We start from the raw sequence: 16,779 nt of genomic DNA on the forward strand, positions 1-16,779 counted from the left end.
GCCTCGTTGTGGATTGGTTGCTTCCTCGGTTTTTTATTGGATGTGCTGCTGTGGCACTGCTTATGGGCGCGTTACAGCCTGTTGCCGCTCAGGCCCCCGCCGATACCCATACGGTATCCATGCAGGGCGTCCCGCTGGATGAAGCGCTAGAGCGGTTTGCCACGGCTACAGGCATAGCCCTCTCGTACACCCCCGACCTGGTGGATGGGCACGACGTGTACTGTGTGGAGGAGGACGCGCCTGTCGAATCGGCGCTGGCTTGCCTGCTCGATGGCAGCGGACTGACGTATCACCGACTGGCGTCCGGGACGTACGTGCTAACCGAAGTGCCTGAACACGAAGTGGCTTATGGACATCTGGTAGGCACCGTATCCGATAAAAAAGCGGATGTCCCGCTGGTGCAGGCGCATGTCTGGGTGCCCGAACTGGGGCGTGGAACGGCAACCAACCGGAGTGGACACTTTGCCCTGAGCGATCTGCTTCCCGGTACGTACACGGTGTACATCAGTCATGTGGGATACGGCACATACCGAGATACTGTGCAGGTTGCGTCGGAGGAGCGGACGCGGGTGGCAGCCGAGTTGGAGCACGAACCCACGCGCATCACGCCGCTGATTGTGGAAGGCTTGCAGCGTCCCGCCACCCACTCATCAGAGTCCGACCCGTCGGCAACGCACGTGGATGCCGAAGACCCGCCCATCGGATACGCTGCTGCCGAACCGGATGCCTTTCTGGCGCTTGATGCCCTGAGCGGGGTTCGGGTGAACAACGTCACCTCCGACTTACACGTGCAAGGAGGCGCCCCCGGCAGCACGCTGCTCCGCCTGGATGGCGTTCCCGTGCATCTGCCACGCAGCACAACGTTTGGATACATCGGCCCCTTCAACCCGCTCGCTATTGATCGCATCACGGTACGTCAGCCCGGATTTGACGCCCAGCATGGGGGCGCCACCGCTGGGGTGATCGAGGCCACCCACCGCCAGCCCGATGAGCGTGGGGTGGAAGCGCAGGCCGATCCGCTCAGCCTGAAAGCCACTGTCCACGGCACCCACACGTTTGGAGAAGACCGCACGCTCACGGCCATGACGACCGCCCGCGTAGGGCTCTGGGATGTGCATGCTCCTTCGGCCCTGGACCAGCGCCTGCAGTCGTGGAGCACCCCCGACCTGTTTCCGTTCCGCACGGTATCGTCGGTAGAGGTGCCGCTGCGCGATGATAGTGCTATCCGCCCCGACCAGCAACTTACCGATATACACACCTCGGCCCGGCTGCACCTTTCGCCCCTGCGCACCCTGCACGTATCGGGGTACCACGGGCAGCGCGGACTCTCTGGCCAGCACGATGCATTGGGGCCAGATTCAGCTCCGGATCCGCCGCTGATTACACTCAACGACGCGTATACGTGGACGAACACGCTGGGGCAGGCAAGCTACCACGCCGTTGTGGGCAACCGGACCCTCCTCACCACACAGGCCCGAGCCAGCCGGTATGTGCTACGCCACCAGTACGATGTGCTGGCCGCCGACTCTACGATCGACCGCGGCTTTACACAGGTTGGCCTTAGCGATGGCAACAGCGTACACACCGCCGCCCTCGAAGCGGATGTGGAGCACGCCCGCGGCAACTTTCATCTGCAGCTGGGCGCCGAGGCGGAGTGGATGCAAAGTGAATTTGGACTCTATGGCCTCCGCTTCTCCAGACCAACCTCCACTGACATTCCAAACTTTGTAAGCATATCCTTCGGAGCCAGTGATGCGCCCCAACGGGTAGCTCACCGCAACGAATCGGTGCAGGCGACGGTGTTTGCCAGCACCACCTGGTCGCCCACTGCAACACTCGACCTAACAGGAGGCACGCGGCTTACGTATCGTCCGCAGTCTGGCACCGTGTATGCCGAGCCCCGCCTGACGCTCCACCTTGCCCCATCCGAACGCCCCTGGTCGATGCAAACAGCGCTGGCCCTGCATCGCCAATTTACGTATCAGACCGATGCCAGCGTGCTGAACACCGGTGCCCTGCAATCGTCCACCCGCATCTGGTTGCCATTGGATGCCACCGTGCGTCCCCCAAAAACGGCGCACCTCACGCAAGAGTGGGTCATCCGTCCGCACGACCGCTGGACGTTTCGAGCCGAGGGATACGGAGCGCTTCAGATGCATGACCTTGCGGTGCGCTACGCAACACCCGGTGATGAATCTACGGCTGAGCGGGTGAGCCAGCAACACGACTTTCTGGCTCCAGCGCAGGGTTATCGCTATGGGGGTACCGTGGCCGCCGAATGGCGCAGCAGCCAGTTGCAGACGCAACTTCGATACACGCATGCCCAGGCCATGACACAGAGCAACGTCCGCTTCGATGGGCGCTGGACCTCGGCCCCCGACCGCGAGCCGCATCGCGTAGAGGCCGGCCTCGACTGGCACCTCAACACGCACCTGACCGCCAGCCTGCGCGGGCACGGCGTGTGGGGACGCACCTGGGGGTTTCGGCAGGCCTACTACGACTACTTCGGTGCCTCCGCTGATGCCCCTACCCAGGGCGCATTTGACCTAAGTCAGCCGGATGCGCACCGCCTTCCTCCGCTCTACCAGCTTGACCTCAGCATCGCATACACGCGCTCCGTACGCAATGCCATGCTGCAGGCCCGCATTGATCTGCACAACGCGACCGGGCGTGCCAACGTGGCCGAATGGCGACTCATCCAGGACGAAAACGACAACTGGATCCGCGACCCCTACCATCTACCCGGCCGCTTTCCTTCGATCGCCCTGCAAGTGCGGCTCTGAGGGGGGAGAGGGGGCTGATCACGCTCGTTATCTACACACTCAGCCCACTCGTACTGGGCATCGAGTTGGGCACGCTGCCGGGTGGACGAGGTGAAGGGAGGGCAAGTCGTTACTAAATCAGCAGAAGGCCGTCTATTCCGATGATGACTTAGCCTAGCCTTTTTTGCTGTAGAAGAAGTCGGGGGCGCGGCGTGACTTTCACCGTAGGGCGCTTTTGAGGTTGTCGTGGCTTGGCTCCTTCTCTTGAGTATTTCCTACTCCGATTGCGCCTCGTTGTCTTCTGTTTACGTTTAGGCATATCCAGATACCGTAATGATTCTGCAACTGACGATCCGCCCGGGATATTCGCTTTGCTTCTGATCCCGGGCTACAGAGCGGAACGACGTAAGCAAACCCGTAGCCGGGGACCGCTTGCGTCTCCGGCGATCTGTAGTCCATTGCTAAACGCGCATGCGACGGTTCACCGGCTACGAGCACTTACCGAAACTTCAGGAAGCGCTAAAGAACGCACTCCCTGACCAAGAATGAGATCACTGGGGAGAGCTTCTTCTCCCAACGTTTCAACTAAGTTTGCATCTTTGCCAGACGTAGAGAGAAGAGCGATTATAGAGGAACGGAGGGCTGTTTGCCTCAGCAAGATAGGGGTGTCTCGCTCAGTCCGCTCATGCTGGACGGGATAGAAGGCACCGCTACTCTTCGTTGAGGCAGGGCTTACGCATAGTGTGGAAAGGCGTTGGGGGCGTGGTCCAATCGTGCGTTTCCCGAACGCTCAAGAACAAGTGCAATGCGCCCGTAGGCCCAACATGAAGCGCGGGGAGATAATGATGCATGTCAGGCATCCACTCCTCTGGATCGGACCACGTGCCGTCTTGCCATTGGGTGTAATGGACCATGCCGCGCTTTTCATCATGGTTCATTGTGTGGTATGCTGCATGTAATCCACCGCATGGGTCCAGTGCTGTGCGTAAATGACGAAACCCACCCTCTTCAGACGCTCCCACTTGGGCAGGCTCGGTCCAAGTTCGGCCTCCATCCGAGGATGTAGAATGAAACACATGGGCTCGAAAGACACTGCGTCCCATCTGTTGGCCCCAGAGCAAGTGTAATGTACCCGAAGACACATCAATATGAAGTCGTGGTCGATTAGCATTATCAACTTGGTCAGCGTGGATGGCCTGCGATTCTGACCACGTTTTGCCTTCGTCATCTGACCACTTGATAAACAGCCGACCTTGGGGCCCATCCATTACAGGCGCAGTATACACCAGATAGAGACGGTCGTCTCCATCGCGTTTAAGAGTAGAGTAGACCGCATGTTCAACAACGGGAGATCGATCGACCCAGCTTTCACCATCGTAGCGTAGATACGTGACATCCGTCTCCTTCCGCGAAAGCATGTTGTCAAACTGGAGATGAAGCACCTCGTGCTCGTCCACAAAAAAGGCAGGCGGTTTCTGCGCGATCATTTCAACGGTCCCCTCAAATATAAGGCGAGGTTGTGACCAGCCTGCGTCGGCACGCTGAGCGTAATAGATCCCGTCATACTCACCAGGACGGGCATGAACCCCCTCTTGACTCTCTTCAATAGCCTTTTCGAGAGCTTCAGGGTCAGGTTCCATCCACACCATGTGCAGCGTTCCACTGTCGCTCAGGGCAACCTGCGGAAACGAGTAGGTGAGTGTATCTCTTCCAGGAGGTGGTGCCATTGGACCTTCATACAGCGAAGTGAATCCCGCGGCAGACGCCTGTGAAAAGTACGGAGCACGTTCAACGTAGTGCGGTTCATTTACAAACCACGGGAGCGGTACCGTATTTCCGGCAAGGATTAACTCTTCAGCATTGCTGGCTGCCGCAAAGTTATGAATCGGCCTACTATCTTGATCTGGAAGCTCTTCGGGCTCTGACCAATTCAGCAGACAGGAGCAGTTGCGCTCTTGAGCACAGACCTGTAGAACAGTGATGTGAGCCAGAACCAATGCGAACAGCGTTGACCACTTCACGGAATACATGTGATGGATAGGAGTGCGTGAAGAACAATAATTTTTGCTACATGTCGCGCTAACACTGCCCGTACGCAGCAGAAAAGGCAGTATTACTTCCGGATCCCCATCTGAAAAAGGCACTGTGCGTACTCCTGAGATTACAACTCACTTGTTCGCCAGAAAGATGATAGGTGAAAGACGTGGAGCACTGTGTGATTTCCCAGGATCTGCAAGTTCCTGTACTGGTGCCATTAAATGCTCCTACAGTAACTCTCTTTCTATTGCTCATTTGATTATAGGTATTCGGGTCATCCGGAAGGACCCAGCCGAGAGCCGTAAACCCTACAATGCGATATGAAGGTGGCTCATCACCGACAACAATGCTGGATACACCTCGTATTTGTCCTGTTCCAAATAGAGGCTCCACATCAGTTTCATTGTGTTCGTGTTCGGTCGTATCGCGAGACCTCAGTAAAGTGAGAAGTTCTTCAGGAGTGAGATTTTCTCCGTCCGTATTATTGATGGTGATGGCCCCATTGGGCTCTCCTGTCTCAAATCGTTCAAGGTCTCGAATGAAACTCTGCATCGCCTCATCTCCAACTTTCACCTCACCGGGTTTACCATTAATCGTCTCCTCATCTTCCATTGCTGAGTCAACATTTGCGGAATCACATCCGGCACAGATAACGAGGAGGATGAGCAATACACTCAAGTTGCGTGTTGTAGACGTAATCATCGCGTTCGGTTATGTGCTGTTAGCAGTGCATTCACTCTCCATGATTATGAACGTTTGTGATAGATACACGTCCTTTTATCTTTCCAACTCTCTTGACTTCTTTCTGAATTGAGCAGGCGTCATGTCTACACGGCGCTTGAACGCTTTCGTTAACGCACTCGCGCTGCTGTATCCTATGCTGTATCCGATGTGCGAGATGGCCACGTTGTTATACTCCACCAGCAAACGTTTTGCAAGTGCAATGCGATGGTGCAGGATGTACGCCTCCGGACTCATTCCAACGTGATGTTTGAAACGACACGAGATGTTGTGACCTCCAATACCACAGGCTCGTCGCACTTCACCGACACGTAAGTCCGAATCAAACAGACAGTGCTGAATTTCGTCGTAGAACGTACGCACGTCTGGAGGCCATGCAGAGTCCGAGGAGGGAAGGGTCTTCTTGTATGCCTTGCACTGTTCTTGGATGGATTCGAGGGAGGGGGCATACCGACGCGCATTTCTTTTGGGAATCATGTGTCATGTACACACAATCGTTCTCTTAAACCTAACGTCTTTTACTGATGCGTAACATTCTTCGGGGGAAGTGAGCGTCATCCACGGACCTGTACCGCCGCAGCAACGCCGCGGCGGTACGGGAAAAGATCTTGTCGGTAGTTTTTTGCTCTTGCTACGCCGTCATCGACGTTTTCTTCGGATGGACAGGGCGCAGCGCGTGGGGATCGGGCACGATGCTGTCGAGGACGCGGGCGGTGGAGAGCACGCCGGGCATGCCGGCTCCGGGATGCGTACCGGCGCCTGCAAAGTACAGGTGGTCGATATCTTCGCTCTCGTTGTGCGGACGGAACCAGGCGCTCTGCTGCAGCACCGGTTCTACGCTAAAGGCGGCACCCTTCAGGCTCTTGTACTCCATCTGGAACTCGCGCGGCGTAAGCATGCGGGAAGTCACGAGGTGCTCGCCCAGGTCGGGCATGACCGTTTCGGCCAGGTAGTCTTCGACCGACTGACGGTACGGCTCGGCCTGCACGCGCCAGTCTACACCGCTATCGAGATGCGGTACCGGACTCAGCACGTAGAAGGCGTCGTGCCCTTCGGGCGCCATCGACGGGTCGGTTTTGGTGGGACGGTGCAGGTAGAGGCTGAAGTCATCGGCCAGCTCCTGCTTGTTGAAGATGTCGTCGAGCAGGCTCTTGTAGCGCTCGCCCATCAGAATGGTGTGGTGCTCGATGTCTTCGTACGTCCGATCCGTGCCGAAGTACCAGACAAAGAGGCTCATGGAGTACTTCATGTTCTCCACGCGCTCGTCGGTCCACGTTTTGCGATCCGACGGGTGGATCATGTGGCGATAGGTGTACCCCACATCGGCATTCGACACCACGATGTCGGCATCGATGACCTCGCCGTCAGTGAGTCGCACGCCGCTGGCGCGTCCGCCGTCGACCAGAATCTGCTCCACATCGGTGCTGTAGCGCTGCGTGGTGCCATCGAGCTCGCTGATCAGGTTCGACAGGCCGCTCACGAGCGAGCCGGTGCCGCCCATGGCATACCACACCCCCCACTTGCGCTCCAGAAACGCGATGAGCGTGTAGATGGAGGTGGTGCTGAACGGATTGCCGCCTACCAGCAGCGGATGGAAGGAGAGTACCTTGCGGACTTTCGGGTGCTTGACGTACTTGGAGACGAGGCTGTAGACGGTACGATGGCTTTCCAGCTTCATCATCGCGGGCACGATCTTGAGCATATCGCTCAAGTTGTGAAACGGCACGTGTCCCAGTTCCTCAAAGCCGATCTCGAAGATCTCTTCGCTCTTTTCGAGGAAGCGCCGGTAGCCCTCGACATCTGACGGGTTGAACTTACGGATCTCGCGCTCCATAACGTCGGAGTCGCCCGAGTAGTCGAAGTGCGTGCCGTCGTGAAAGCGGATGCGGTAGAACGGGTCGACGGGCACCAGCTCCACGTCGTCTTCGAGCGATTTCCCACAGAGCGACCACAGTTCCTCAAACAGGAAGGGTGCGGTAACTACAGTAGGACCGGCGTCGAAGGTGAAGCCATCTTGCTTGAAGACGCGGGCGCGTCCGCCGGGCTGGTCGAGGCGATCCAGAAGCGTGACGCGGTAGCCCCGCACGCTCAGCCGAATGGCCGAAGCGAGTCCGCCCAGGCCGGCGCCGATAACGATGGCGTGCGGAGCGTCTGGGCCAGGGGATACGGGCTGAGTGGAGGTGTTGAGTGAGGCATCGTCGCGATGCACGAGGCGGTTCATCCAGGACATGAGCGGGGGGAAGCAATCGAAAGGAGCATAAACGCGAGCTGTGCAGCAGGGCACAGGCCAGATAAATCAACGAGCCACCGTTTTGGCCGGTTCGGGGGGAGGCGTCCAAAACTTGCAACAACTCAAAACCTGTTTGAGGATTGGTCTGGCGACGCTCGCTCACAGCCCCCAATAAGAAATCAACATACCAGGTTCTCAGACGGTGAGAGACAGAGATGTGTATTCTGCGTGCGGGGTCACGCAGCGTCGTCTACACCGCTTTCGGTTGTGTTCAGCACTTCATGCAAGGCCGTATACAATTTTTCAGCGGTAAAGGGTTTGGGTAAAAACTGGCGGGCCCCCGCCTCCATAGCCGCATCGGTTTGCCCGTCGGCTACGCCACTTGCAGCAATAATGGGCAGTGCTGGGTACGATTCGTTGAGCGCACGGATGAGGGCATGGCCATCCATGTTGGGCATGCGCAAGTCGGTGATTACAGCATCCAGCGCCTCATGATAATCCTCAACCATAGAAAGGGCCTCCTGGCCATCAGCGGCTACGATGGCACGATAGCCTGCGCTTTCAAGCGTTTGCTGCGCGGTGTCTCGGATAAACTCTTCATCATCTACAACCAGAATAACTTCGCCTTGTCCATGCGTCTCCGAGGAGGGCGTGTCGTTGTTCTCGGTTTCATTTCCGGACAGCGCAACGGGCAGGTAGACCCGAAAGGTGGTGCCCTCTCCTTTATCGCTGCGTACGTCGATAAAGCCATCGTGACTTTTCACGATGCTGTACGCACTGGAGAGCCCTAAGCCGGTGCCTTCTCCTTCGGGCTTTGTTGAAAAGAACGGCTCAAAGATTTTGTCGAGGTCGTCCTCAGGGATCCCCGTTCCCGTATCTGCTACTGTGATGCAGACATACGGCCCCGGCTTGGCGTCGATGTTGCGGCGGGCGTCCGTTTCCGACAATTCGACATTTTCGGCTTCAATCGAAAGCGTGCCGCCGTCGGGCATGGCGTCGCGGGCATTGACGCTCAGGTTCATGAGCACTTGTTGGATCTGGGTGGCATCGCCCACAATGGTGTTTAGATCGCCCACCTCCGTGTTGACCGTTACGTGGTCGGGGAAGGTTTCTTGGATGATGTTCTCTACTTCGTCGATCACAGCCGTGGGGTCTAGAGCCACGCGTTCGCCTTCCACGCCCCGTGCAAACGCCAGCACCTGCTCGACCATGTCGGAGCCCCGCTCAGCGCTTTTTTGAATCATGGAGAGGGTGCGCTTGGCCTGCTCGTCGTCGAAGCGTTGTTGCAGCACTTTAACGCCCAGCAAGATAGGTACAAGCAGGTTCCCTAGATCATGTGCAATACCGCCTACGAGTCGGCCAATGCTTTCCATGCGTTGCGAGCGCAAGAACTGCCGCTCTAGCTCCTTGCGTTCGGTAATATCGGTGTTGATAACCAGTACGGAAGACGGGGAGTTGGTGTTATCTCGCACCAGCGTCCAGCGGCTTTCAACGACCAGTTCGTCGCCCTCTTTGGTTTGCTGGCGTAGTTCACCCGTCCATTCGCCCTCCTCGTAGATGGTGGAGAAGCATTCCTCTTTGAGTTTTTCGCGCTGGCTGTCTGTATAGAGATGGTGGCGCGCCTTTTCGCCAAGCATTTCATCGGCGGTCCAGCCGGTGAGGCGTTCTGCGCTTTTATTCCAGTACACGACGGTGCCATCCATGTCGTAGGCAATAATCGCATCGCGCGCTTTGTCGAGCAAGGCGGCTTGCTCGCGGATGCGCTGGTCGGCCTGGGCGCGCTCAACGGCGTAACGGATGGTACGCTCTAACAGCGGAGCATCGATTTGCTCTTTGGAGAGATAGTCGGCCGCTCCGGCGGCCATAGCCGTGAGGTCAATTTCGAGGTCGCCTTGGCCGGTGAGCAGAATGATGGGGGTGCGCCCCCCGCGCTCATTGACAGCATTGAGTAGGTCGAGACCGGTATGCGTACCGAGTCGATAATCAACCAGGCACGCGTCGTAGGTGCCTGAAAGAATGGCCTGCAGCCCCTCCTGATAGCTGGTGGTCCAATCCAGGTTACAGTCGATGCTCTGCGCTTTTGAGAGCAACGCCTTGGTAATGATATAGTCGTCCTCGTCATCCTCTACAAGTAGGATGTCGAGCACTTCAGTGGTAGCCATCATTCCATCTCTTCATGCTGCGGAGGAAGCTTCACGATTTCGAACCAGAAGTCACCAAGCGTTTGGATCGCATCGGCCAGTCCGTCAAAGGTTACGGGTTTTGTGACAAAGGCGTTCACCCCCAGATCGTAGCTTTGCAAAATATCCTGCTCTGCTTCTGAGGTGGTCAGCACGATAATGGGAATGCGCCGCAGGCTGGGGTCAGACTTGATTAGCTTAAGCGCTTCTCGCCCGTCCATGCGAGGCATATTCAGGTCAAGCAAAATGAGGCCAGGCCGGGGGGCCTCTTCGGGATCACTATACGGCCCTTCATGCCGCAAGTATTGCATCAGTTCCTCGCCATCTTCGACCATAGAGATGGTGTTGGCAAGCCGACTTCGTTTTAGGGCTTGTCGGGTTAGTAAGCGGTCATCAGGGTCGTCTTCGGCAAGGAGGATGCGAATGCTTTCGTCACTCATCCAGGATCGTCTCTGTCGTTGGTTGGTCATGCTGGGTAGGCGCCGTAGGCGCGTCGTTGGAAGAGGTATGACGAATGGGCAGCCATACGGTGAAGGTGGTGCCTTCTTCGGGCACACTGGTTACGCCGATGCTGCCGTTGTGCCGTTCTACAATGCGGCGACAAATGGCCAATCCCATACCGGTGCCGTCGTAGTCACTGCGTCCGTGCAGTCGTTGAAACGGGGTAAAGATACGGTCTACGTACTTGTCTTCAAAGCCAATGCCGTTGTCGCTAACGTCGAGGCGGCACAACGGGCCTTCGGTGTCTTGCATCGACGTGGGCACCGCCGAAGCGTCTGCATCATCAAAGGTGTGGGCGCGCACTTCTACGTGGGGGGGCACATCAGAGCGGTGAAACTTGAGGGCGTTGCCAATCAGGTTTTGCAGCAACTGTCGCATTTGCGTAGCATCGGCCTCGAGGGTAGGCAGATCGTCCACATCCACCGTGCCGTTCACATCATCAATTTGCATGCTCAAGTCGTTGAGCACGTTCTGCACCAACTCGTTAAGATTTACCGGCTCAAAAGGGCGAGCCCGCGTGGTGATGCGCGAATAAACAAGCAAGTCGGAGATAAGCTGCGACATGCGGCGCGCGGCGTCTTCCATGCGCTCCAGGTAGTGCTGGCCGGTGTCATCCACAGCATCCCCGTAATCTTCGAGCATAAGGCTCGAAAACGCGCTTATTTTGCGGAGCGGCTCTTGTAGGTCGTGTGAGGCAATGTACGCAAAGTCGCGGAGCGCGCGGTTACGCTGTTCAAGCTTTTTATTCGCCACCGACATAGCCTGGGCCGCCTCGCGTCGCTCCGACACATCCCGAAAGGTAACCGCCACGCCGTCTTCAATCTTCACGGCCATCACCTGGTACCAGGTGCTTGTGCCGTCTAAGTTAGGGAGGCGCAGTTCATCTTGGTACGGCTCCTCGGTGCGTATCACCCGGACATATTCATCAAACAGTCCGTAATCGGCGTGTTCGGGCAATACGTTAAGCATGCGCGCACCGGTCATCTTCTTGGCCGATACGCTCATCAACTCTTCGGCGCGAGGGTTGATAAGCACGCACTCAAAGTCAACAATGGTGCCGCGCTTGTCGCGGATGGCGGAGTATACGATGATGCCGTCCAGCGAGCTGGTGAGCACACTCGACAGCACATCGCGCGAGGTTTGCAGGGCCTCGTCTTTCAGTTGCTCGTTGGTGATATCCTCAAAGCAGATGAACACGCCGTACGGCTCTTCGGTGTCGAGCTGGAACAGCGGACGGGCGTTCACGCGGATCCAGCGCGGCGGCGAATCGGGCGGATAGATGCCCATGACTTCATCGGTTACAGGGGTGCGCTCGTAGCACGCCACCCAGAACGGAAATTCGGTGTTGGCCAGCGGTGTGCCATCTGGACGTAGGCCGCGCCACTTGTCGTCGTTAAAGTGAGATCCAATGATCTCGGACCGGGGACGCCCAAAAATACGGGGGACGGCGTCGTTGCAGTCGCGAAACACGCCGTCGCTGTCCATAAGAAGGGCGCCGCCTTGGATCGTTTCGAGCAGCGTATCGAAGCGGGCCTCCACTTGCTGGCGCAGGCGATCGGTTTCGTGTTCGCTTGTTCGATCGGTTAGGTGAAGTAAGACGTGGGTGGGACGCTCGGCCTCGTTGAGCGTAACAGGTTGCATCTCCCAGTCAAACCATCGCATTCCCGATTCCGGAAAGGTCATCGGCCGCCGCCGTCCGGTGAGTGTGCGTGCCTCGCTAAGGGCACGCTCTATCGCTTCATGCCAGGCCCCCTCGGGGTCGTCGATGATTTCAAAAAGCGATTCTGTATCCGGCGCTTCCACTGCAAATGCACGCAGCTCGCGCGCCCACCGGTCGCTTTCGGCCACAATAGTACCAGATGCATCAACCAGGGCGATGGACCCTGGCATTGCGGCCACACAGTTGGACAGTGACGAAAGGGTAGCCATGACAAGTTACAGCAGCATCTATAATGGAAACGAGCAGCGTACGAATGAGAAGCGCTCCTCACAAACCGCGCCCTGAAAATGCAAACCAACCCAATGTTGGCGTGCTGGGACGTACAGACGGGAGTTGGGGGCACCCGTATGAGGCGAAAAAAGACATTGCACCAATCATAACTTTATGTAACGTACGTAACGGTCCTGTTATAATCAACCAGTTCGTTACGCAGCGTTTCCCACAAGGGGGCGTTTCATACGCAAAGGCGCCAAGCAGGCACACGCCACGCTGGATTGGTGCTATGCGTCGTGGACGTTGCGTGTGGCCTCTACATGGGCCTGGAGCGCCTCAAATGAATCGCCACCGTACTTTTTGAGGAACGCTTCGGCCAGTGTCCAGGCTACCGTGGCCTCGGCCACTGTGGAGGCCGCCGGTACACTGGTGATATCGCTACGTTCGTAGCGCGTTGGCTGCGCCTCGCCTGTCGCTACATCGACCGAGTCGAGCGGCTTGATAAGTGTGGGAATGGGCTTCATATAGCCGCGCACGACAATGGGCATTCCGTTCGTTGTGCCCCCTTCGAGTCCGCCGGCCCGGTTGGTGCGGCGCGGGTAGCGCTCGCCCTCGGCAGGCAAAATAGGGTCGTGCACTTTTGAGCCGGGGCGCCGGGCGTTGCGCACGCCATCGCCAATTTCGGCAGCCTTTTGGGCTTGGATTGAGCAAATGGCCTGCACAAGGCGTCCGTCGAGGCGACGATCCCAGTGCACGTAGGAGCCGAGTCCGGGGGGTACGCCGGTGGCAATCACCTCATACGCGCCGCCGAGGGAGTCGCGGTTGGACTTTGCTTCTTCGATGTGTTCAATGCACCGCGTTGTCATGTCGTCATCGAGCATACGGGTTTCACTGGCATCGGCCTGCTCGTACACGTTGCGCGCCCCCCCGTCGGATTCGATTAGGGTCTGTACGCGGTCGTACCATTCGTCAGGGCTGTCGTAGCCCACTTCTCCAATCCGCGTTACATGGCTGCCTACCTCTATGCCAAAGTGACGAAGCAGGGTGCGCGCCACCGAGCAGCACGCCACGCGCATGGCCGTTTCGCGTGCACTGCTGCGGTCGATGACGGGGCGCATATCATCGAAGTTGTACTTTTGCATGCCTGCCAGATCCGCATGGCCGGGGCGGGGCAGTGTCACTGGCTCGATGCCTTCACCATCTCCCTCTATAGCCATTTTTTCGGGCCAGCCTGCTTTGTCTTTTTTGTAGGCCCCGTTGTCGATGCGCATGGAAATGGGACTCCCCAGCGTCTTTTCAAAGCGCACGCCCGAGTAGATGTGGACTTTATCGTTTTCAATTTTGGAGCGTCCACCTCGTCCATAGCCCAGCCAGCGCCGCGCCAGATGTTCGTTGATGTCGGCGGGGCGCAGAGGGACATGCGCGGGCATGCCTTCTACGATGCCAATAAGCGCTTCGCCGTGGGACTCGCCTGCGGTTAGGTAACGGATCATAAACAGGGGGGACTGCAGAAGAAAAACCAGATGCCAGTATGCTGGCAAGAACTACATGGAAACACGTCTAACTCTCTGGTGCCACAATGGTTGAGCAGATAGGAGACCTTGGGCGTTAGGGCGTCGAAATGTCGTAGAAGGCTCCCGTTCCATCGCGCCGATGAACGCGCACAAGGACGCGGTCAGCGGTGGTGTCGTTCAACTGTTGCACTACGTCTTCGGCATCGGTAACAGATTGATCTTCGATGTGCGTGAGGACGACATCGCGGGGCATCCCAGCCCGATCGGCGGGGCCGCCGTTCTCAACAAAAGCAACATATGCGCCTCGATCAATGCCGAACGCGCGTTTGTGCGACTCAACAAGCGGACGCAGCCCCAATCCCCAATCGGGCAGATCGAGCGTGGGCGCCTCGTCATCCTCGGGCGGATCGGCGTCGGGCCCGTTAGGGGGGGCGGGCAGCGTATCTTGCGGATCCCCGCCTTCCAGTTCGTCAACCCATTCTTGATACGCAAGTGTCTCGCGGCCCATAAGCTCGATCTCTTTGGTTTCGATATGCCCAGAACGCCACACGCGTATTTGCATGGTATCGCCCGGACGCCGTTGCGCAACGGCGCTTTGCAGGGTGTTTGGAGCGTTGATCTCGCGTCCGTCAATGGAGAGCACCACATCGCCATCCTCGATTCCGCCGCGTGCGGCGGCGCCACCCGGGCGTACGGTACCGATGTACACACCGCGAATATCGTCCATATTGAGGCGGCGGGCACGCGGGGCGTCGACCTCTTCAATGCTCACGCCCAGATACCCGCGTTGAACTTCGCCATATTCAATCAGATCGGTGACAACGCGCTGCATAAGCTGAACGGGGACGGCAAATCCGTACCCCTCGCTCGCGCCGCTTTCGGTGGCAATGGCCGTATTGATGCCAACCAGATCGCCCTCCAGGTTGACCAGGGCGCCGCCCGAGTTGCCCGGGTTAATAGCGGCATCGGTCTGAATGAAGTCCTCGATGCTAAACGTGTCGTCAATGATGTCGACTTGGCGCCCCAGCGCGCTGACAATGCCTGCTGTAACGGTGGAGGTGAGTCGAAACGGGTTACCCACGGCCACCACCCAGTCGCCCACGCGTAGTGCGTCTGAGTTACCTAGCGAAACGGTGGGAAATGGGGCGCCCTCTTCTTCCACTTTCAGCACCGCCAGGTCGGTAGAGGGATCGCTGCCTACAATCGTTGCCTCGTACTGCCGCTTGTCGTGCAGGGTTACGTTAATGGTGCGCGCCCCTGCAACCACATGTTCGTTGGTTACGATATATCCTTCGCTGTTGAGGATGACCCCACTGCCCACACTGCGCTGCGGACGCGGCATAAAGCGATCCATTTCGTTTCCATCAAACTGGAAGGAGCGTTCATTCCCAGAGCGTCCTGTCTCGATTTGGATGAACACAACCGCCGGTGTTACGCGTTCGGCTACCGTCCGAAACGCTTCGTTGAGCGTTGCCAGTTCGGGCATCGACGCCGGGGTGGCGCCGGTGTCGGCCTCAGAGGGCGTGTGCCCGTAGGAGGGGGCTGAATTGTCACCAAGCTCAATGCGTGGGCGGGGGGCGTCGTCCTCATCGGCAAGTTCGGACGCCGAGGGCGATGTCCACAGCATGAACAGAATGCCAGCCAATAGCCCGACACATACCAAGCCGACGGCAATTCCGATTTGTAAAAGACGACGGGTAACCGGCATGGGAATGGGCTAATCTGCAGTGTAGAACGCGCCTATACAGTATAAAAAGCGCACAAGAAATCACCCACTGGGCAACCATATTGTTTCGTTTTGATAAAGGCGGGCGTGTCGTGCAGCACGCTCTTCGTGCCCGTAGGCAGCAGCAACCGCCAGCCCGCACGCCGGGTAGTCTGTGATAAACCCGTCTACACCATACGTTATGAGCTGCTTCATAGCTGCAGGTGCATTGACCGTCCAGGGCAGCACCTGCATGTTGCGCGCATGTGCGGCCTGAACCACGGTGCTATCCACCAGACGGTAATCGGGACTGTAGATGTGCGGCGTGTAGCCGAGAGCCTGGCAAGCTGCCTCAACGCCGCCCTCGTGGTCGCCTGCTACCAGTATCGACTGACGTATCGATGAGGCTGCGGTGCGCGTATACTGCAGGGTACGCACATCGAATGATTGCAGCGTAACGCGGTCGGAGACCCCCGCGGCATGCACCACATCCAGAAACCGTTGTGCAAACTCATCGGGCGGAGGCTGGTGCGTGCCTTCCCACTCCGGACGGCTTTTCGTTTCGATGTTGTAGAATACCGGTGCTCGTCCGATAGTGGCCGCGAGCGCTTCAGAGCGGGTGAGCACATCGTAGAGACGCGGCTTTATCGCCTGCATCGATGCCTGCTCGGGGAAATGGGGCGGCGTTTTGCATCCACAGTCGTAGGCAGCCACCTCGGCGTACGTCATCTGGTAGATGCTGGGCGGGTTGTCTTCTGGGAGGGAACTCCCATCGGGTGCAGTGCAAATGGCGGGATCCATCCAGGGCTCGTGTGATACGACCACTTCGCCATCCGTACTCACCACAATGTCGAGTTCCAGCGTAGGCACTCCCAGTGCAAGGGCACAGGCAAACGCCGGCCAGGTGTTCTCCGGACGCACGCCGCGGGCTCCACGATGGCCCTGCACATCAAACTGAGCCGGAACGCGAACAGGAGGGAATGTCGCTGAAGCAGTCATGGATGGATCGGTAAATGGGGGAGCGGATGAGACAGGCTGTCATTGCAGCAACGGCAATGGCAGCATCAAGATAGGGGACCGAGATCTACAAATCCACTTTTGGAGCCTGTTTGAGAGGGCCGCGACAGCACTCCGTGAAGAACCGCTAAGACCCCTTGTTGGGGAATGATTGTCCGC

11 protein-coding genes are annotated in these 16,779 nt (G+C 57.9%); 1 reads left to right on the forward strand and 10 read right to left on the reverse strand.

Annotated elements, in window-relative coordinates; genetic code table 11:
* The first annotated feature begins 8 nt into the window (after positions 1-8).
* Positions 9-2,783, forward strand: coding sequence for a carboxypeptidase-like regulatory domain-containing protein (locus ACZ5AL_RS03305; RefSeq protein ID WP_464512160.1), 2,775 nt, complete (start codon positions 9-11; stop codon positions 2,781-2,783).
* A gap of 689 nt (positions 2,784-3,472) precedes the next feature.
* On the opposite strand, the gene ACZ5AL_RS03310 is transcribed toward ACZ5AL_RS03305, so the two are convergent.
* The 10 genes from ACZ5AL_RS03310 to ACZ5AL_RS03355 all read right to left on the reverse strand — a co-directional run bounded on the left by ACZ5AL_RS03310 (position 3,473) and on the right by ACZ5AL_RS03355 (position 16,602).
* The gene (locus ACZ5AL_RS03310) at positions 3,473-4,783 is read right to left on the reverse strand and encodes a sialidase family protein (RefSeq protein ID WP_464512162.1); all 1,311 of its coding nucleotides are present in this window, start codon (positions 4,781-4,783) and stop codon (positions 3,473-3,475) included.
* Between the two features lie 58 nt (positions 4,784-4,841).
* Complete coding sequence (locus ACZ5AL_RS03315; protein ID WP_464512163.1) at positions 4,842-5,501, reverse strand: hypothetical protein; 660 nt, start codon at positions 5,499-5,501, stop codon at positions 4,842-4,844.
* A gap of 75 nt (positions 5,502-5,576) precedes the next feature.
* The gene (locus ACZ5AL_RS03320; RefSeq protein WP_464512164.1) at positions 5,577-6,017 is read right to left on the reverse strand and encodes a helix-turn-helix domain-containing protein; all 441 of its coding nucleotides are present in this window, start codon (positions 6,015-6,017) and stop codon (positions 5,577-5,579) included.
* 154 nt (positions 6,018-6,171) lie between these two features.
* Complete coding sequence (locus ACZ5AL_RS03325; RefSeq protein ID WP_464513268.1) at positions 6,172-7,761, reverse strand: phytoene desaturase; 1,590 nt, start codon at positions 7,759-7,761, stop codon at positions 6,172-6,174.
* A gap of 245 nt (positions 7,762-8,006) precedes the next feature.
* Positions 8,007-9,932 (reverse strand): hybrid sensor histidine kinase/response regulator, encoded by a 1,926-nt coding sequence (locus ACZ5AL_RS03330; RefSeq protein ID WP_464512166.1) that lies wholly within the window; start codon positions 9,930-9,932, stop codon positions 8,007-8,009.
* A complete protein-coding gene (locus tag ACZ5AL_RS03335; RefSeq protein ID WP_464512167.1) occupies positions 9,932-10,390 on the reverse strand; it encodes a response regulator in 459 nt (152 codons plus the stop codon). Before ACZ5AL_RS03335 ends, ACZ5AL_RS03330 begins: the two co-directional genes overlap by 1 nt.
* Complete coding sequence (locus ACZ5AL_RS03340) at positions 10,383-12,380, reverse strand: sensor histidine kinase (protein ID WP_464512168.1); 1,998 nt, start codon at positions 12,378-12,380, stop codon at positions 10,383-10,385. Before ACZ5AL_RS03340 ends, ACZ5AL_RS03335 begins: the two co-directional genes overlap by 8 nt.
* A 291-nt stretch (positions 12,381-12,671) precedes the next feature.
* Positions 12,672-13,877: a chorismate synthase gene (gene aroC / locus ACZ5AL_RS03345; RefSeq protein WP_464512170.1), complete on the reverse strand. Its 1,206-nt coding sequence runs from the start codon at positions 13,875-13,877 to the stop codon at positions 12,672-12,674.
* Between the two features lie 115 nt (positions 13,878-13,992).
* The gene (locus ACZ5AL_RS03350; protein WP_464512171.1) at positions 13,993-15,606 is read right to left on the reverse strand and encodes a trypsin-like peptidase domain-containing protein; all 1,614 of its coding nucleotides are present in this window, start codon (positions 15,604-15,606) and stop codon (positions 13,993-13,995) included.
* A 60-nt stretch (positions 15,607-15,666) separates the two neighbouring features.
* The gene (locus tag ACZ5AL_RS03355; protein ID WP_464512173.1) at positions 15,667-16,602 is read right to left on the reverse strand and encodes a glycerophosphodiester phosphodiesterase; all 936 of its coding nucleotides are present in this window, start codon (positions 16,600-16,602) and stop codon (positions 15,667-15,669) included.
* Between the last annotated feature and the right edge of the window lie 177 nt (positions 16,603-16,779).

This window comes from Natronotalea proteinilytica (assembly GCF_055379935.1).